Annotated in this window: 19 protein-coding genes; 14 read left to right on the plus strand and 5 right to left on the minus strand. The window is 34.8% G+C overall.

What is annotated here, in order from left to right; translation table 11 throughout:
- Positions 1-55 precede the first annotated feature (55 nt).
- The 3 genes from ACEWK1_RS09095 (at position 56) to ACEWK1_RS09105 (ending at position 3,235) form a co-directional block, all read left to right on the plus strand.
- Complete coding sequence (locus ACEWK1_RS09095) at positions 56-1,255, plus strand: phosphoglycerate dehydrogenase (protein WP_121662272.1); 1,200 nt, start codon at positions 56-58, stop codon at positions 1,253-1,255.
- A gap of 141 nt (positions 1,256-1,396) precedes the next feature.
- Positions 1,397-2,161, plus strand: a complete 765-nt coding sequence (locus ACEWK1_RS09100) for an NRDE family protein (RefSeq protein ID WP_212134036.1) — start codon at positions 1,397-1,399, stop codon at positions 2,159-2,161.
- Positions 2,162-2,233: 72 nt separating this feature from the next.
- Complete coding sequence (locus tag ACEWK1_RS09105) at positions 2,234-3,235, plus strand: LLM class flavin-dependent oxidoreductase (protein WP_212134035.1); 1,002 nt, start codon at positions 2,234-2,236, stop codon at positions 3,233-3,235.
- A 57-nt stretch (positions 3,236-3,292) separates the two neighbouring features.
- On the opposite strand, the gene ACEWK1_RS09110 is transcribed toward ACEWK1_RS09105, so the two are convergent.
- Positions 3,293-4,486 (minus strand): MFS transporter, encoded by a 1,194-nt coding sequence (locus tag ACEWK1_RS09110; RefSeq protein ID WP_212134034.1) that lies wholly within the window; start codon positions 4,484-4,486, stop codon positions 3,293-3,295.
- Between the two features lie 361 nt (positions 4,487-4,847).
- On the opposite strand from ACEWK1_RS09110, the gene ACEWK1_RS09115 reads away from it, so the two are divergent.
- A complete protein-coding gene (locus ACEWK1_RS09115) occupies positions 4,848-5,906 on the plus strand; it encodes an LLM class flavin-dependent oxidoreductase (RefSeq protein ID WP_121662268.1) in 1,059 nt (352 codons plus the stop codon).
- A 153-nt stretch (positions 5,907-6,059) separates the two neighbouring features.
- On the opposite strand, the gene ACEWK1_RS09120 is transcribed toward ACEWK1_RS09115, so the two are convergent.
- Positions 6,060-7,253 carry an MFS transporter gene (locus ACEWK1_RS09120; RefSeq protein WP_212134033.1) on the minus strand — a complete coding sequence of 398 codons (1,194 nt, stop codon included), beginning with the start codon at positions 7,251-7,253 and terminating at the stop codon, positions 6,060-6,062.
- Between the two features lie 463 nt (positions 7,254-7,716).
- On the opposite strand from ACEWK1_RS09120, the gene ACEWK1_RS09125 reads away from it, so the two are divergent.
- The 7 genes from ACEWK1_RS09125 (at position 7,717) to ACEWK1_RS09155 (ending at position 14,149) form a co-directional block, all read left to right on the plus strand.
- The gene (locus ACEWK1_RS09125; protein WP_212134032.1) at positions 7,717-8,646 is read left to right on the plus strand and encodes a methyl-accepting chemotaxis protein; all 930 of its coding nucleotides are present in this window, start codon (positions 7,717-7,719) and stop codon (positions 8,644-8,646) included.
- Between the two features lie 177 nt (positions 8,647-8,823).
- Positions 8,824-9,555 (plus strand): response regulator transcription factor, encoded by a 732-nt coding sequence (locus ACEWK1_RS09130; protein ID WP_212134029.1) that lies wholly within the window; start codon positions 8,824-8,826, stop codon positions 9,553-9,555.
- 103 nt (positions 9,556-9,658) lie between these two features.
- Positions 9,659-10,858, plus strand: coding sequence for a sensor histidine kinase (locus ACEWK1_RS09135; protein ID WP_121662264.1), 1,200 nt, complete (start codon positions 9,659-9,661; stop codon positions 10,856-10,858).
- 150 nt (positions 10,859-11,008) lie between these two features.
- Complete coding sequence (locus ACEWK1_RS09140) at positions 11,009-11,725, plus strand: ABC transporter ATP-binding protein (RefSeq protein WP_212134028.1); 717 nt, start codon at positions 11,009-11,011, stop codon at positions 11,723-11,725.
- A 13-nt stretch (positions 11,726-11,738) separates the two neighbouring features.
- Positions 11,739-12,479 (plus strand): ABC transporter permease, encoded by a 741-nt coding sequence (locus ACEWK1_RS09145; protein WP_212134026.1) that lies wholly within the window; start codon positions 11,739-11,741, stop codon positions 12,477-12,479.
- Between the two features lie 118 nt (positions 12,480-12,597).
- The gene (locus ACEWK1_RS09150; protein WP_212135106.1) at positions 12,598-13,515 is read left to right on the plus strand and encodes a glycerophosphodiester phosphodiesterase; all 918 of its coding nucleotides are present in this window, start codon (positions 12,598-12,600) and stop codon (positions 13,513-13,515) included.
- Positions 13,516-13,627: 112 nt separating this feature from the next.
- Positions 13,628-14,149 (plus strand): nitroreductase family protein, encoded by a 522-nt coding sequence (locus ACEWK1_RS09155; protein WP_212134024.1) that lies wholly within the window; start codon positions 13,628-13,630, stop codon positions 14,147-14,149.
- Positions 14,150-14,351: 202 nt separating this feature from the next.
- Here ACEWK1_RS09155 and ACEWK1_RS09160 read toward each other — a convergent pair whose 3' ends face one another.
- Positions 14,352-14,792 carry a cell wall hydrolase gene (locus ACEWK1_RS09160; protein ID WP_121662260.1) on the minus strand — a complete coding sequence of 147 codons (441 nt, stop codon included), beginning with the start codon at positions 14,790-14,792 and terminating at the stop codon, positions 14,352-14,354.
- 200 nt (positions 14,793-14,992) lie between these two features.
- On the opposite strand from ACEWK1_RS09160, the gene ACEWK1_RS09165 reads away from it, so the two are divergent.
- The 3 genes from ACEWK1_RS09165 to ACEWK1_RS09175 all read left to right on the plus strand — a co-directional run bounded on the left by ACEWK1_RS09165 (position 14,993) and on the right by ACEWK1_RS09175 (position 16,933).
- Complete coding sequence (locus tag ACEWK1_RS09165) at positions 14,993-15,265, plus strand: hypothetical protein (RefSeq protein ID WP_212134022.1); 273 nt, start codon at positions 14,993-14,995, stop codon at positions 15,263-15,265.
- 16 nt (positions 15,266-15,281) lie between these two features.
- Positions 15,282-16,607, plus strand: coding sequence for a D-serine ammonia-lyase (locus tag ACEWK1_RS09170; RefSeq protein ID WP_162987378.1), 1,326 nt, complete (start codon positions 15,282-15,284; stop codon positions 16,605-16,607).
- 185 nt (positions 16,608-16,792) lie between these two features.
- Positions 16,793-16,933 (plus strand): hypothetical protein, encoded by a 141-nt coding sequence (locus ACEWK1_RS09175; RefSeq protein ID WP_212134020.1) that lies wholly within the window; start codon positions 16,793-16,795, stop codon positions 16,931-16,933.
- Positions 16,934-17,142: 209 nt separating this feature from the next.
- Here ACEWK1_RS09175 and adhP read toward each other — a convergent pair whose 3' ends face one another.
- Positions 17,143-18,156 carry an alcohol dehydrogenase AdhP gene (gene adhP, locus ACEWK1_RS09180; RefSeq protein WP_416636034.1) on the minus strand — a complete coding sequence of 338 codons (1,014 nt, stop codon included), beginning with the start codon at positions 18,154-18,156 and terminating at the stop codon, positions 17,143-17,145.
- Positions 18,157-18,514: 358 nt separating this feature from the next.
- Positions 18,515-18,661, minus strand: coding sequence for a BH0509 family protein (locus ACEWK1_RS09185; protein ID WP_121662257.1), 147 nt, complete (start codon positions 18,659-18,661; stop codon positions 18,515-18,517).
- Positions 18,662-18,850: the final 189 nt, after the last annotated feature.

The raw sequence follows: 18,850 nt of genomic DNA on the forward strand, positions 1-18,850 counted from the left end.
ATGAAAATATTCATAAAATTTGAAAACTTACCTGATGAAAAGAGGAGATCGAAAGATGAGTACAACAACATTAGAAAAAGTAAAGACAATTAAAACGTTAAATAACATTGCGGAAGTCGGTTTAAATGTATTTAACAAAGGTAATTACGCTATCGACAATAATAGTGAAAACCCTGATGCAATTGTTCTTCGCAGCTTTAACATGCATTCAATGGAATTTGCAAACAACTTAAAAGCTATTGCACGTGCAGGTGCGGGCGTAAACAATATTCCAGTTGATAAATGCACAGAGCAAGGTATTGTTGTATTCAATACTCCTGGTGCGAATGCAAATGCAGTAAAAGAAATGGTACTAACAACTCTGATGGCTTCTTCACGTAACCTTTTTGCAGGTGTTGAATGGACGAAAACATTAGATGGTGAGGGCGATCAAATTCCTAAGCTTGTCGAAGCGGGCAAAAAACAATTTGTTGGGAAAGAGATCAAAGGTAAAACGCTAGGAGTTATCGGTTTAGGTGCGATTGGTGCGCTAGTAGCGAACGACGCTCTTGGGCTAGATATGGATGTGATCGGATTCGACCCATTTATTTCTGTAGATACTGCTTGGAATTTATCTCGTAAAGTTCAACGTGCAATGAGCCTTGAGCAGCTTTATGCTAACTCTGACTATATTACAGTACACGTTCCATTAACTAACGATACAAGAGGTATGTTTAACCAAGAAACATTTAGCATCATGAAGCAAGGTGTTCATATTATGAACTTCTCACGCGGTGAGCTTGTAAATGAGGATGATATGAAGGTAGCATTAGAAAGTGGAAAAGTAGGGAAATATGTAACAGATTTCCCTAATCAAAACGTTTTAAAAATGACAAACGTTGTACCGATTCCACATCTTGGGGCATCTACACAAGAATCTGAGGAAAATTGTGCAATTATGGCAGCACGTCAAGTGAAGGAATTCTTAGAAACAGGAAACATTCGTAATTCAGTAAACTTCCCGAATGCGTCTCTTCCATACACAGGAAAACGTCGTGTAGCAACTTTCCATAAAAACGTGCCAAATATGGTTGGTCAAATTACTCAAGCCATTTCAAGCTATAACTTGAATATTGCAGACATGGTAAACAGAAGCCGCGGTGAGTATGCATACACAATGATTGATATTGACAACGAAGTAAATGGGGACATCATTCCTCAATTAGAAGAGAAAATTACTCAAATTGAAGGTATTGTGACAACTCGTTTAATCTAATATAGTCTATATTTTTATTCAGGTTGCTGTAAAACAGCAGCCTTTTTTGTGTTTCAAAAAGTCACTATAGAAGAAGTAATGAGTGATTTTTTGTAAAATATAAACAATAAGACCACAATTGATTGTTAGGAAGTGACCTGAATGTGTTTAATTAATTTTGCGTACAAAATAGATCCAGTATATCGTCTAATACTTTCTGCAAATCGTGATGAATTTTATAAACGATCTACAGCTCAAGCTGCGTTTTGGGAAGATGTCCCATCTATATTAGCAGGAAGAGACTTAGAGAAAATGGGAACATGGATGGGAGTTACAAAAAACGGCCGATTTGCAGCACTTACGAATTACCGAAGCTCAGCCATTGATAAGAAACAACTACGTTCACGTGGTGAATTAGTGAGTCGATTCCTGCAATTCAATGAAAATCCCAAGGACTACTTGGATAAGATACAAAAAAATCGTGAATATTACCCAGGATTTAATTTACTTGTTGGAGATCAAGATGCACTTTACTATTATTCAAACGTAGAAAATCAAATAAAATTACTTGAACCAGGTTTGTATGGCTTAAGTAATTCCTTACTTGACACACCATGGCCTAAAGTCCGTAAAGGGAAGAAAGGATTACAAACCTGTTTGAATAATGCACGTGAAAATTTGACAGAGTGTTTATTTTCAAGCCTACAATATGAGGATCCAGCTGCTGATTCAGAATTACCAAGCACTGGAGTGTCTATTGAATGGGAACGAAAGCTTTCTCCATTATTTATAAAAACACCGGAATATGGTACAAGATCTTCGACAGTACTATTCATGAAGAGTGAGGAAGTTAAGTTTGTTGAAAGGACATATATTGGAGACGAGGTCAAGGAAAAGAATTTCGAATTTCGAATTGAAATGAAGTAAGCATAAAATTTTTTTTCTTCGATTTAAATTGGTACGATAGTAAAGAATTTGATGAAAGAAAGGACAATTACTATGTCAAATATACAAATACCTGTTTCTGTTTTGAATTTGGTTCCTATTCGTAAAGGGCAGGAAGCTAAAGATGCAATCGATTCTATGGTTGATTTAGCGCAGGCAACAGAAAAAATGGGATACTCACGATACTGGATTGCAGAGCATCATAACACATCAACACTTGTAAGCTCTGCTACAGCCATTTTAATTAAACATACTCTGGAAAACACGGAAAGAATTCGTGTAGGTTCTGGAGGAATTATGCTGCCAAACCATTCTCCACTGGTTGTTGCTGAACAATTTGGAACAATGGCTACTATTTATCCAAATCGTCTCGATTTAGGTTTAGGTCGTGCACCAGGGACAGATATGATGACAGCAAGTGCGTTAAGACGATCGAAAAACGATTCTGTTTATACATTTCCGGAAGATGTTAATTCATTACTTACTTATTTTGGTCCGATGGAGCGTCAAGATTATGTGAAAGCACATCCAGGAGTTGGTACAAATATTCCTATATATATTCTTGGTTCTTCAACAGATTCTGCATACTTAGCAGCTAAACTAGGCTTACCATATGTATTTGCTTCTCATTTTGCTCCGCGATATATGGAGGAAGCCATTTCAATTTATCGAGCAAGATTCCAACCATCTGAATATTTAGATCAACCATATATGACGGTATGTCTAAACGTGATTGCAGCTGAGAGTGACGAAGAGGCGAGATGGGAACAAACCTCAATGCAACAATTTTTCTTAAATGTTGTGCGTGGTACACAAAATCCATTGCAACCACCAGTAGAAAGTATGGATGACATTTGGCAGCCACACGAAAGAGAAATGGCAACGTCGATGTCCAGTGTGACATTGCTGGGAAGTAAAAATTCAATTCATCAACAATTAACAAACTTCCAAGAAAAATATAATGTTGATGAAATCATGGCTGTTTCCTACATTTATGATACTGAAAAACAAAAGCGTTCGTATGAGATTTTTAAAGAAGTGGTAGATGGTAAGTAGGAAGTGTGCAAGTAAATACTAAAGGTTGAAGCGAAATAGGAGTGTTCATTCACATTCCTATTTTGCTATATGAATCCTTCTTACCTGTTTTGTATTTATTCTTTTATCATACTCACTCTTATTAAACCAAAGGCAAATGATTGTTAATATAATGAGAAAAACAAAACCTAACGAGTAAGCCCCTGTTTGGTCTTTAATAACCCCTAATAAAATTGGTGGGAAAAATCCACCAATACCACCAGCTGCTCCAACAATACCTGTTACAGTACCAGTAGAAGTTGGGAATAGATTAGGAACAAGTTTAAAAACAGCACCATTTCCAATGCCTACCGCAAAAGCTAAAAGTAAGCTAGCAAACGTCATGATATAGAAGTTTTCGACTGCCAATGTAAGGAGGAGGCCACAGAAAATAATCACGAGGAAAACACTAGTTAAAATTTTCCCAGGGTTTAACTTATCTGAAAAATAACCTCCGAAAGGTCGTATAAATGTTGCAATCACAATAAATCCTGCAGCCTTCATTCCTGCATCAATTGCTGAGAGCTGGAATAAATCCATTAGAAGAGTAGGTAAGTAGATGCCAAAAGCAACAAATATCCCAAACGTTACAAAATAAAATAACGAAAGAATCCATGTTTGCTTATATTTTAGTACTGATAACTCATTTTTTATAGTTTTTGTTGAATTTGTGTTGGTTGTTTCAGGTGTGAAAAACCAGATAATCGCGGCCATCATAAGTACTGGAATAATTAATCCCCAGAAAATCCATTGAATTCCTACAATTAAAACTAGTGATGGCAGAGAAAAAGAAGCCACTGCAGTACCGATGTTTCCTAAAGCATTGATTCCTAGAGCCGTTCCTTGTTTCTCTTTTGGTGTCCATTTCGATACAAATGTCATCGAAACGGCGAATGAAGCACCAGCTAATCCAATAAAAAAAGCACTAATTAAAAGCATGATATAGGAACTGGAAAACCCTGTGATCATTAGTGGTATGACTAAAAACAAGAGTAAAAGTGTATAAACTTTTCGACCACCAAAACGCTCCGTAAAGATCCCTAATGGAACCCTCATAACTGACCCTAATAAAACCGGTATAGCAATAAGAATACTCTTTTCAGTTGTGTTAAGATCATACATTTTTCCAATTTCATTAATGATTGGAGAAAACGCATTCCAAACAGTAAAAGCAATAACCATACCGAAGGTCGCAATAATCAAGAGTCTTTTGTTTAACTGTTCGTGACTCATTGTTATATGCCCCCTTAACGTTTAAATAATTCCTGTTATCGATTATGACACGGACATGTTGAGATTGTCTTTGAACATGTGAGGTTTCCTGACGTGGATTTATATTTAAACTTTTATATGAGGGGCTTACATTTATTTTGCCTGGCAATTGAATTGGTTTGTTAGAGGATGAATGGAGTATGTATTGAAAAAGATCGTTCTATTCATTCTAATCCGTCATTACATTTAAGCATTTCATTATCAGGTGTGCTTATTAACTTTGAAGTAGAGTTAATTTGCTAATAAGTAAAAGTACTTATAAAGAGAAATTTAAAACTTTTTGTTATAATTCTAACTATCCATAAAAATAGGAGGAACAACAATGGAAATAGGAGTAAGTACCTTTGTTGAAACAACACCAGATGTGAAAACAGGCAAGGTAATAAGTCATGCCGAGAGAATACGAGAAGTCGTAGAGGAAATTGTCCTTGCAGACCAAGTTGGTCTAGATGTATTTGGCGTTGGTGAGCACCATCGTGAAGATTTCGCATCTTCTAGTCCAGCAGTTATTTTATCTGCTGCTGCCTCACAAACAAAGAATATTCGGTTAACAAGTGCGGTTACGGTGTTATCATCAGCTGATCCAGTTCGTGTTTTTCAAGATTTTGCAACACTTGATGCCATTTCGAATGGACGAGCAGAAATTATGGCAGGACGAGGTTCATTTATTGAATCGTTCCCTTTATTCGGTTTTGATTTAAAAGATTATGATGAATTGTTTGAAGAAAATCTTGCATTGTTATTAAAAATCCGAGAATCTGAAACAGTATCATGGAAAGGCGGACATCGACCAGCTATACATAACCGAGGTGTTTATCCACGACCAGTTCAAGATCCTCTACCAGTTTGGATTGGAAGTGGAGGGAATTCTGAATCTGTTATTCGTGCAGGTATTCTTGGGTTACCGCTCGTATTGGCTATTATCGGAGGAATGCCTGTACAATTTGAGCCGCTTGTACAATTATATAAAAAAGCTGTAGCTCATGCTGGCCACGACATGTCCAAGCTAACCGTAGCCTCACATTCTCACGGGTTTATTGCAGATACAACAGAAGAAGCAGCCGATAAATTTTTCCCATCAACTCAATATGTGATGAACAAATTAGGTAAAGAACGCGGCTGGAGTCCATATACAAGAGGAAGCTTTGATACCGCTCGCACTCTTGAGGGGGCATTGTATGTAGGAGATCCCAAAACAGTTGCTGAGAAAATCATTTATCTCAGAAAAAATGTAGGAATCACACGTTTTATGCTGCATGTGCCAGTTGGAAGCATGCCTCATGATGATGTGATGAGAGCGATTGAACTTTTAGGAAAAGAAGTAGCTCCTTTGGTACGTTCGGAAGTTGCAAAATGGGAAAAACAAGAAAGCGGGGAATAGGTTGGACTACTCCCTATTGTCTGAGAAATACATTCAAATCGTTACTCAAAATAAAGCAAACCTCTGGTTCAAAAACGAGGTCTTAATCTGCATTTACCTTGAAACAAAAAAGACACGTCATACTAACGTGTCTTTTTTAGTCATTTGTATCTACTATGACAAAATTTTCTTTTTAATAGCTAAATATATTGCTGAACTTAATAATAATAATGCTGCTATGATAAAAGAAATACTAACAGAGTACAACTCTGTTAAAAATCCAAATGTAACTGAGGAAACAGCAAAAACAAGAGAAAGCAGCGTACCTTGTGCAGCATAAATTTTAGGTAATTGATCAATTGAAGCAGCTCTTTGTAGGGACGTTTGTAACGATATGCTTTTCACTTGCTCTAAAAATCCACATAATGCTGAAAGAAAGAGGGCAGCTAGCGGTGATGAAGTAAACCCGAAGGTAAAGGTGCCAATACAAATTCCAAATGAAGAAATGATGATAACATTAGGAAGATGTGTATCAACCCCCCTTGCAAACTTCACGGCAAAAAGCCCTCCAATGACAAGACCAAGAAAAAAGGTTGCATTAATATAACCCCACCATGCCTGATCTTTCCCTAATATTTCATCAACATAAACATAGAGAATTGCTGCAATCCACACTGCACTCGCAAAATATTCTAAAACATAAATGAAAGAAATCGATCTGAGCGACGGAACTTCCCAAATATAAAGCCAACCTTCCTTCAGTGATTCCCATCTAGAAAAAACTGTGTTTTCATTAACAATTTGTTTAGTCTCATCTCTAAGCAATTGCATAAAAAACGTTGACAGAATAAATAAGCTTAGAGTGAGCCAAATCACTTTATTCCCACCAATTAGGGCAACGATTATTCCTCCTGATGCCCAACCTCCGAGTTGAACCGTTTGATCTAAGGTAGAAACAAAACTGTTTGCTTTTACTAATTCATCTCTGTGGACAAGACGAGGCAGCATTGCATTTCTGGCTGGTGTTGCCCATCCATCAAAAAAAGAAATGAAAAACACAAAAACAAAGGTGATGACGAGATTCCATGAGAAGAAGATCGTTGTCATTTGCATAGTGAAAAGGAACAATGTCTTACCTAGTTGTGAAAAAACCAACAGCGATTTTAATCGATATTGGTCCAAAAGCAGTGGTGCTATAAAACCGCTACTGAATTTCGCAACAGTGATGATAAACGGAACAATTGCTAAATAAACAGCTGATCCTGTTTGCTCATGGATAATGGCCATAAGCCCAACAATGTAAAAAACATCACCACTGTTTGCTAGTAACTGTCCGAGCCAAAGGTGTTTAAAAGATGGTGTTTTCATTTTTTCTCCCTCACTTATATTCAATTTTAGTTTTGGGTAGAAAAAACAACCTACATCTTTTAACCTCCTTTTTTGATTTATAAAAATTATAAAACAGAAACGTGATATTGAAAAGAAGTACCTGTCTTCACAAATAAAAGTGACAATGTGTGTACCTTTACTGTCCAAATGAGTACTAAGCAGGTACTCTAAAACATTTTTAGTATAGAGATATAGTGTTTATTTTTTAGGTTAAATACATATTTCGGGATTATGATTGATTTTGTTGAATATTGTAGAAATCATCAATCGTATTTTTCGACATTACTAGGTTAATAGGAAAAACGATTAAATGTTAAGAATGTATAAATATTACTAGATCTAGAGGGTTTAAGTTTTACATCTATAGTATTTTTGAACTATGATAAATGAGTGAACAATAATTTTTCATAAAAATATTAGGGCAGAATTGAGGACATTTATTATGTTAGTATCTAAATTAGCAAATGCTTCCAAATCCTCCCAAGTTTTAGAGGAAGGAGCCGTTCTAGCTGCAATAGAACGATCAGTTGCAATGATTGAGTTTGATCCAAATGGAAAAGTGTTATGGGCAAATGAAAATTTTGCCAAAACAATGGAATATCACATGGATGAAATGCCTAACCTTCTACATAGTAAATTTTGTACAGAAGAATTTTCTAAGGGAAGAGAATACCTAGTGTTTTGGAGAAATTTACGGAATGGAAAAAGTTTTCAAGAAAAAATACAGCGTGTAACCAAAACAGGTCGACATATTTGGCTTGAAGCTACTTATACACCAGTTTTAGATGAAAATGGGATCGTGCAAGGTGTTGTCAAAATTGCTACAGATATTACTGCACGAGAAAATCATACAGTAGACGTTGCATCGCGTTTACAGCAAATGTCGGCTGATCTTTTAGATCGGGCTGAGCAAGGAATTTCAAAAAGTGAAGATGTCGCAGAGGCAAATGCGGAGCTTGTCTCACATTCTGGAGAAAACTTAGAAATATTAAAGATGTTAAAACAAAAAGCATCTTCTATTGAAAACATTACAAAAACAATAAGAGAAATTGCATCGCAAACCAATCTTTTAGCTTTAAATGCAGCGATAGAAGCGGCACGTGCTGGTGAAAATGGAAGAGGTTTTAACGTTGTAGCAGATGAAGTTAGAAAACTAGCAAATCGTGTACAAGATTCTGTTCAAGAAGTTAATGCACATATCGAAGGAATTACAGGAGAAATTGTTAAAATCAGTGATGTAACTCAGCGTTCACGAACTGGAATAACAAGCAGTCAAGAATTGATTAATCAAGCGATGCAGGAGTTTAAAAGTATTGGCATATCCGCACAACAACTAGATGAGCAAGCTAGAACATTTAAGAAAATGCTTTAATCCTAAAAATACTACATTGTTTATAGACTACTTATAAGAAGCTTACCTTATAAAAGAAGAGAGGTAAGCTTTTTCTCTGTTTGAAAATGACAAATTTTTCTATTCACTTTATTCATAGCTTGCTATACTAAAGATAGATGACAAAAGATCTATTATACATAGAGAGAAGGACCAGTGGTGAGTAGAACTATTTTAATTGTTGATGATCAACCAGAGATTACAGAATTGCTCAGCCTATACTTGAAAAAAGAAGGCTTTCAAATTATCGAAGCCCATGATGGAATGGATGCCTTTCAACTAATTGCGAAAGAAAAAATAGATTTAATGCTTGTGGATATAATGATGCCGATTATTGATGGATATCAGCTTATTAAAAAAGTAAGAGAAACGTTGAGAGTCCCAATTATTATTATCTCGGCAAAGCAGGAAGATCAAGACAAGATAGAAGGGCTGAGTTTAGGAGCGGATGATTTTATTCAAAAGCCATTTAATCCTTTGGAAGTTGTTGCGCGAGTTCAAGCACTTTTAAGAAGGAGTTATAACTATTCCATAGAAACAACAACGCAACCAGAAGATTATAAATACAGAAAAAAAATTGTCGGTGATCTTACTTTAGACGAGGATTCGTTTGCAATTATAAAACAGGAAAAGATCATTCAGTTAACTAAAATAGAGTATAAGATTATTGAGATGTTGATGGAAACTCCTGGAAGGGTGTTTACAAAGCAGCAAATTTTCGAAAGAGCATGGAATGATTATTATATTGGTGGTGAAGAAGACAACACGATTAATGTCCATATTTCAAAGCTCAGAGATAAGATTGAGGAAAATCCGAAAAAACCAATCTACATAAAAACGGTTAGAGGATTGGGGTACAAATTTGAAAAAAAGAATATATTGGCCTTTTAGTAGGTCTATTTTTTTCGAGAAAAAGTGAATGCCCCATTTTAATAGCCTTATCAAAATAAATAATGCTAGTTTATTTCAGAAATTTATTAATATTGGGGAAGGGATGAATTTGACTTTCACGCTGTTTCCAAAGGAAGAAGGACTTCTTCCATATTTGTATATAGCCAACATGTGTATTCCATTTTACTTTTTATTACAAGAACCTCCAAATAAAATGTACCCTGGTTTATTGTTAATGCTTGCATTTGTCATTATCTACCGACAGATGTTCTGGAATAAGGGATTAATGAAACTTTTATTAACAAGTGAGATTATAATTACCCTTATTTTTGCGTATTTTTACAATCCGATGTATTTATATATCGTTTTTGTTTATGTGTACCTTGTTGTTCAGGTGCCGTTAAAATGGATGTACGGTTTAAGTATGCTTTATACAGTTTCTAGTGTTTACCTTATTTATCAGACCATCTTTCCTGATCAACTGCATTTACTGATTAGCTTTCTGCCCCCATTATTTGGTGGGGGAATATTACCGTTTATTATGAGAGCATCACTTAGATACAAAGAATTAAATGAAAATTTGCAGCGACTAATGGAAGAAAAAGAACAACTTGAAGAAAGTAAGAAAAGAATGTTGGCAGATCTTTCTCATGATTTAAAAACACCCATGACAACTATACAAGGATATTCAAAAGCATTATATGAAGGTTTTGTGGAAGACGAAGAACAAGTAAAACGTTATGTAAAGTATATCCATGATAAGTCTGTGAGAGTAACAATTTTAATTGATGAGCTTTTTATGTTTACAAAACTGGAAACTCCGGACTCCCGAATGAATATAGAGAAAAAAGATCTTTGTGAGTTTTATAGAGAAGTTATTGTAGAATATTATCAGTTATTCTCAGAGAAGAAAATGGAGCTAATCATTGATATTCCAACTACTAAATTGATATATGAATTTGACTCGAAGCTTTTATACCGTGCTATTTCAAACTTATTAGAAAACGCTGCTAAGTACAATCCCGAACAAACAGCAGTGTTTATCACGTTAACAAAAAAGGCGAATTGTATCAGTCTAGAAATTGGAGATGATGGTATTGGTATTAAAGACGACCTGACCAATACATTATTTGATCCCTTTGTGAGAGGAGATAAAAGTAGAAAGAAAGACGGTGGCTCTGGTTTAGGATTAGCTATTACAAAGAAAATTATCGAAAAGCATGAAGGGAAGATCATACTCGATACAAAGCCCGTGCGTGGGAAAACGAATTTTATCATAGAACTTCCTGTTAAAGAGGTATAGCACATTAGTGTTATACCTCTTTATTTTGCATTACCCTTTGATCAATTACATGTAAGTTTAATAGTAAAATATGGTTCAGTTAAGATTAAATTAAGACTCAGTTTGTAAGATAAGGTTATAAATAGAGCCAAGACAAAAGGAGTTGGGAAGATGGTAAATGTAATTGAACTTGAACATATTGTGAAAAGTTACGGAGATGTTATAGCAGTTGATGGAATTACCCTACAGGTTAGAAAAGGAGAGGTACTTGGTATTATCGGGGCAAATGGAGCTGGAAAATCAACAACATTAGAGATGATGATGGGACTTAGAAAGCCCGATTCTGGATCAGTGAGGGTTTTAGGGATGGATATGATATTAGCTTCAAATGAAATGAAACAAAAAATTGGGATTCAGCTTCAGCAAACAGCTCTTTATGATCGGATTAAAGTAAAAGAGGCACTTAATCTATTTAGTTCTTATTATGAAAAAAGACGAGACTTAAAAGAAATCATTTCAACACTTGAACTTGAGCCTTATCTCAATAAATATGTTAAAAATTTATCAGGTGGTTGGCAGCAGCGAACGTCTCTTGCACTAGCGCTGGTGAACGATCCAGAGATTGTTTTCTTAGATGAACCAACTACTGGATTAGATCCACAGGCACGATTTGAACTATGGAAGGCTATAAACAAGTTTAGAGCGGAAGGTAAAACAATTATTCTCTCGACTCATTATATGGATGAAGCACAAAGGCATTGTGATCGAATCGCAATCATAAAAAAAGGCAAACTGGTTGCATGTGATGAGCCTATTAAGTTAATTCAATCATTGAATGATAAAGGTTCAATGGAAGATGTTTACTTAGAATACGCGGTAGGTCATTAAAGGAGGAGTAAACATGCAGTCAGTTATTACACATACAAAAATGGAATTAACATTATTTTTTCGTGAAACATTAGCGTTACTTTTTACGTTTATTGTACCAGGAGTTAGTTTTGTTGTATTTGGGTTAATGTTTAAAACAAATTCCTATGATGGGTTGGATTATTTTCAGGCTTATATTCCAAGTATGATTGCGATTATTATTTTTACAACAGCATTTTTCTCAATGGGGCTTCAAGTAGTGATTGACCGGGAAAAAGGAGTTTATAAGCGGCTTAAAGGAACGCCAATTAATCAAAAAGCCATTTTTACTGCAACGATTATAAAAGGATTTTTTGCGATTTATATTGGCGTCATAGAAATTTTGCTTATATCAAAATTTGGATTTTCTACGAATTTAACAAAAAGTCCAATCGAATTTTTCCTTTCATTAACATTTTGTTCGATCACATTTTTTTCATTAGGTTTTCTCGTTTCTAGTCTGGTGAAAAGAATGCAAACAGCACTAGGAATCGCCATGGTCGCCATGTATCCGATGATGTTTTTATCAGGTGCAACGCTTCCGCTTGAAACTCTACCTGAAATTTTACAAAAAATAGCGATCATTGTTCCTTTAACTTATGTTGTAAATGTGTTAAGAGATGGTTGGAACGGGATGCTTTTTACAGCACAAGCCTTGGGTGATATTGGGGTTTTAGCTATGATTTTTGTTTCTTGCTCCATCATTGGAATGAAGTTTTTTCGATGGACTGATTGAACTAGAAAAAAATCGGTGGTAAGTATAAAGAAAAAATTTACAAAAAAGAAGCTTGAAATTTACAAACTCCCTTTAAAGTGAGAGATATACATTACTTGAGGGAGTTTGTTGTATGAATATGAAAAAATTGGCGCCGGCATTTTTCTTTATCACGATCGTTGTTCTTATGATTTCTAAATTACAAATTCCATTATCACAACAAGTGAATTCTTCAAAATCTAATACAAGCCATTTAATTGTTGCGCACCGTGGTGCTTCAGGACATGCACCTGAACATACGATTGCATCTTATAAACTGGGGGAGAAGGTTAATGGGAGTTATATCGAAATAGATTTGCAAATGACAAAGGATGGTCATCTTGTTGCCATGCATGATGAAACGGTGGATCGTACAACAAATGGAACTGGATTCGTTAAAGATATGACATTGAATGAAATTAAGAAATTGGATGCTGGTTCGTGGTTTAATGACATGTACCCGAAGTATGCAAACGAAGCTTTTGAAAAATTGGAAGTACCTACTTTAGAGGGAATTTTTCAAACGTTTAGAAAAGAAGCTAATTATTATATTGAAACAAAATCACCAATAATATATCGAAATATGGAGGAAAAACTACTAGAACTTCTAGATATCTATCAGCTTACCAGCCATAATGATGATTCTAACCATGTGATTATCCAATCATTCAGTTCAGAAAGCTTAGAAAAAATTCACGAGCTAAACCCTAACATCCCTTTAGTTCAGCTTCTTGATTATACAGATAAAGCCTGTATTTCGGACAAACAACTAGCTACTATTAAAAAATACGCGATCGGAATTGCTCCTAACTTTCAATCTATCGATCAAGCATATGTAGAAAAGGCTAGGAAAAGTGGTCTTGACATTCATCCCTACACAATAAATGACGAGGAAGAAATGGAAAACGCATTGTTATGGGGAGTTAACGGTGTATTTACGAATAATCCTGAACTTTTTCAAAATGTATTAAATACATTTAATCGAAGTGAAAAGAAAGATGGAAAGATTAGCAAATAGTAATAATGACAAGGTAATTCCTTTACATAAGATGAAATGATTGATTTCTTTTCCTATATTTGGTGAAATAAAGATGTATATAAAATATATCTTTATTGTGGAGGGGAAAAGAATGGAATTTACTCAGGTGATTAAGAAACGTAGAGAAATTACAAGTTTTTTAGAAGAAAAAATTCCAAAAGAAGTGATGAAGGAACTTCTTAATCAAGCTTGTTTAGCCCCGACTGGTAACAACTTGCCTTCTAGAGAATTTATTGTTGTAACAAATCGTGAGACATTAGATCTTCTTTACCATACAACACCATATATGAAGTGGTTGAAAGAAGCGCAAGCTGCGATTATTGTTACAGGGCGTCCTGAAATTAGCAAGTATTGGCTGCAGGATGCATCTATTGCGTGTAGTTATATTTGGTTATCAGCAGTTAACGAAGGACTTGGTTGTGCTTTTGGAGCGGTTTTTAATATGGAGGATGAAGTAGAATCTGAACAAAGAGAAGAATATGTTAGAAAAACCCTTCACATTCCTGCTGATCGAAGGGTTGTTGCGGTCTTAGGTTTGGGATATCAAAGAGAAGCCCCAAGTAAAAAGGATAGTACTCCAAAAAATGAACTCGTTCATTACGAATTATTTTAGTATGGGAAAATTATTATGGTCGAAAAAGTAGGGATTTGTATTGAATGTAGAAAGACGATATATTGTATTGACGGATTTTTAAATGGAGAGCTAAACGATCAATCAGAGCTATTTTGTTTTCAATGTTTCGATCCAAAAAATGCAAATGATTCTAATACGAAAGATTAATAACAAAAATCCCCACAAATGTGGGGATTTACTTTTACCAAACGTAAGCACCTTCGCATGTGTTAGGCTTTGGTTCGTAATAGCAATGTTGTTTGTATTGTCCTGTGATAGGTTGATCGTACCATGTAGGTGGACATGCAGCATAAGGATTAAAGTACCAAAGTGCAAACTTTGAAGGATGTTCTCTCCAATATTCAAGATTTTGTTTAGCTAATTTTTTTTCTATACCTCTTGCTCTTTGGTAAAAAACATTCCCTTTTTGAACGGCCTCAAAAGAATAATTTCCTCCCTGCACTTGATAAATAACATCTCGCACTGATCGTAAGTCTTTAAAATCTAAACAATTAGCCTTTAGCCGATTAACAATAACATTGCCAACCATCAGCATTCCTAGTTTGCCTTCACCTTCTGCTTCTGCTCTCATCATCCTTGCCATTAAATCGATGTCACTCTCGGTGTATTTCACTCTTGGCATTTTTATCACCTCTAAAAGAATTGTATTAAAAAAATCCTACAAAAATGTAAGGTTTAGCTAATTTTTATAAATTTGGATTGGCCACTTTCATAAAAGCTTAGTTGCATTCTTTTTTTAGAGATTTTTAAAATTAAAAAGCAGGAACTATCTAAGTTAAATATAATGTTATTACTTAAGAAGAATTGGGAAGGGAGCAGAATATGGAAACGGCAAAAAAAACAGGACCGAAAGCAAAGAAGCAAACGAACATAACACAAATTTTCCGCGCTTTATTTTTTATTATACTTTGTTTATTCATTGTGAACATATATTATCTATCTACTAAGGATCAATTGGTACCACAAATCCTTAAAGCATACTCTGCACTTGTAAACTTTAGTCTATCCATCCCAACACCTATTCTTATGTTAATTGGTTATTCAATCGTTATTTTTTATATTGGTTATTATTTAGGAATGAAAAAGAAAAAATAAAAAGAGGGTAATTTTAATGAAATTAATTCATGGTAAAACATTAGAAGAATGGAAAAGAGAAGATCCAAATTTACATAGAATTATTGAAACAGAGGAAACATTTTGGAGGAATCCTAAATATAAGAATTTTGAAGAAGCTGTATTAAAACTTTCCATTACGCTGGATGATGTGAAGGAAGCGGAAGAAAGGCTAATAAGATTTGCACCATATCTTATCAAGGCTTTCCCAGAAACAAAAGAGGCAAATGGAATGATTGAATCGCTAACTATTCGTATTCCTAAAATGAAAAAGGCGATGGAGAATTACTATAAGATGCATGTAAATCAAGAAGTTTTTCTGAAAACTGACAACATGTTACCTATTTCAGGTTCCATTAAAGCTAGAGGTGGAATTTATGAAGTATTAAAATATGCTGAACGAATTGCTATAGACAACGGAATGTTATCATATGATGATGATTACTCCATTTTAACTAACAAATCGTTTAGAGAATTATTTTCACACTATTCAATCGCTGTAGGTTCGACAGGTAATCTCGGACTTAGTATTGGAATCATAAGTGCCAAATTAGGGTTCAATGTATATGTGCACATGTCAGCTGATGCGAAAAAATGGAAAAAAGACTTATTAAAAGAAAAAGGTGTTACTGTTATTGAGTATAATTCAGACTATAGTAGAGCTGTTTCTGAAGGAAGAAGGCAAGCTCAAGCAAATGAGAATATGCATTTTATAGATGATGAGAATTCGAAAGATCTGTTTTTAGGATACGCAGTCGCAGCGCTGCGATTACAAAAGCAATTAGAAGAGTTAGGGATAGTAGTTAATGAAGAAAAACCGCTATTCGTCTATTTACCTTGTGGTGTGGGTGGAGGTCCAGGCGGAGTTGCTTTCGGCTTAAAATTGATTTTTAAGGATGCTGTGCATTGCTTCTTTGCAGAGCCAACTCATTCTCCAGCAATGCTTTTAGGTTTATTAACTGGACTACATGAAAAAGTTTCTGTCCAAGATTTTGATATTGATAATGTCACAGAAGCTGACGGATTAGCTGTAGGCAGACCTTCTGGTTTTGTTGGAAAGCTTTTAGAAGAACTCATCAGTGGGGTTTATACTGTTGAAGATAAACATCTGTTTCAACTGCTTACTATGTTAGTTGACACAGAGGATATAAATTTAGAACCTTCAGCTTTAGCAGGATTTCCAGGTGTAATACATGTAATTCATCAACCCGAATTTCAGTATCCTCATGCAACTCATTTGGTGTGGGCAACAGGGGGAAGCATGTTACCGGAAGAGATGAAGAAGGAGAACTATGAAAAGGGGAAATATTTTCTGAAGAAATAAATCATAATTTTAATTTTATTGGTTTATTGGGTATTTTTTGTAGATGGCATGTATCCGGTGAAAAATTTAAAATCTATTCTGAAAGCACAACCGAATGCGTTACCTACTTAGTAATCGGTATAACTTAAATTCAAGTAGGAATATTAAGAATAATCGTTATTAAAGGTAAATGCAGGAGGAAAGCCATGAAAAATGAAAAAATAAAGCAAATTGAAAATAACTTTGTTGGAATAATTATTGCCTTCATAGTAGCTTATATTATTGGATCATTTATATTTGGCTATGAACTAACAGATGGATTTATAGGTGGTGTCTTTCATAACTAGTATTGCTCAAGGAATTCTCGGTTCTTGAGCTTTTATTGTGCTTTTCATTCAAAGATAAAAAGCATTCATTTGTACCATGTAATTTTGGTCAATTGAACGCTTTTTTTATGGTTTTGTTTTTTTTATTATATGGTTAATTAAGTTAATAAAGGGATGACGATTTTACTCTCGACAAAAATAAAGTTATCCTCGTCCATACTAATTAACGACTATTCAAGTGTTAGTACAACACGTCCGTTAATTTGACCTTTTTCCATTCTTTCGAATACCTCATTAATGTTATCAAGTGGCTCTGTTGAAATATTTGTTTTTACTTTTCCATCTGCAGCAAACTGCACGGCTTCTTGGAGATCTTTTCTTGTTCCAACAATTGAACCTTTTACAGAAACACCGTTAAGAACAGTATCAAAAATTGGAATTGGTAACTCATCGTTTGGAAGACCAACAACGACTAGAGTTCCACCACGCTTAACAGATCCATAAGCTTGTTCAAATGCTTTTTTCGTTACCGCAACACTAACAGCTGCTTGAACTCCACCTACTTTATCTTTAATTTCTTGAATAGGATCACATTTTAAGCCATTAATTGTTAAATCTGCTCCTAATTCGGATGCTAAATCAAGCTTGTCATCTTGAATATCTACAGCAATCACGTTGAAGCCCATTGCTTTTGCATATTGCAATGCAACATGTCCAAGACCGCCGATACCATAAATCGCTACCCAGTCACCAGGTTTAGCTTCACTTACTTTTAAAGCCTTGTATGTTGTAACCCCAGCACAGAAAATTGGAGAAATTTCAGCAAGATCAACACCATCTGGTACTTTTACAACATAGTTTGCAGGTGCTTTACAATATTCTGCATAACCCCCGTCAACTGAATAGCCGGCATTTAACTGATCATGACAAAGTGTTTCTCTCCCAGTTAAGCAGTATTCACATTCACCACAAGCTGAGTATAACCAAGGAATACCAACAATATCTCCAATTTTAATGGAAGTGACACCTTCTGCCACCTTTACGACCTCTCCAACACCTTCATGTCCAGGTACTAATGGAAGCTTTGGTTTTACCGGCCAGTCACCGTGTGCAGCGTGAAGGTCAGTGTGACAAACTCCACATGCTTTAATTTTCACTAATATTTCGCCATACTCAAGAGTTGGGACTGGAATTTCTTTTACCTCTAGTTTTTGTTTGAATACGTTTACAACTGCAGCTTTCATTGTTGTAGGAATAGCTGGATTTGTTACTTGTTGGTCAACACTTGTTTTCATATTTAAGCCCTCCCTTTGTTTTTCGATAAACATATATGCAAGAGGTGTGCCAAGATTCTAAAGTTTAGACTTTTTATAAAAGATATGAATTTATAAGCTTTATTAACTAGTTTTAACATGATATGAATTGAAAGTAGGCCAAAATTCTGGCATGAAATAATCAAATTATTGGCGATGTTTCGTATTTTTGGTAATTTTAAAAAAGTTGTTCCGTATTTTAGGGATTCATGAGCTTTAAAAGGGGATTGTAAAAACAAAAAAGCTTTTGTACAAAGTACAAAAGCTTTTTCTTTATTAATATAGTAAATTACATATAGTCGTAAACAGAATCTTCAAAATAGAGCCAGTGATAGTATTCAATTTGCGGATCTGTCATTTCTGCGATTTCTTTTTCATTGAATTTGTTCTTCGCTAATAAATCCTTCACTTTAGATTGTCTAGCTAATTGGCTCATGGTAAATCCTCCTTAAATATGGAAAAAACGTTGTCTTGTTAGTGTTGTAAACGCTTTCTGTTTTGTTCTTGTTTTTATTATATATCTCAAATTGATATTAAACAAATATCAATTTGAGATTATTATTTTAAAAACAATATAGAATTGTTATTTATTGATTATTTAAGGGAGGTAAACTAGTTAAATCAG

It is taken from the genome of Metabacillus sp. YM-086 (assembly GCF_048059995.1).
Taxonomy (GTDB): Bacteria; Bacillota; Bacilli; order Bacillales; family Bacillaceae; genus Metabacillus; species Metabacillus litoralis_B.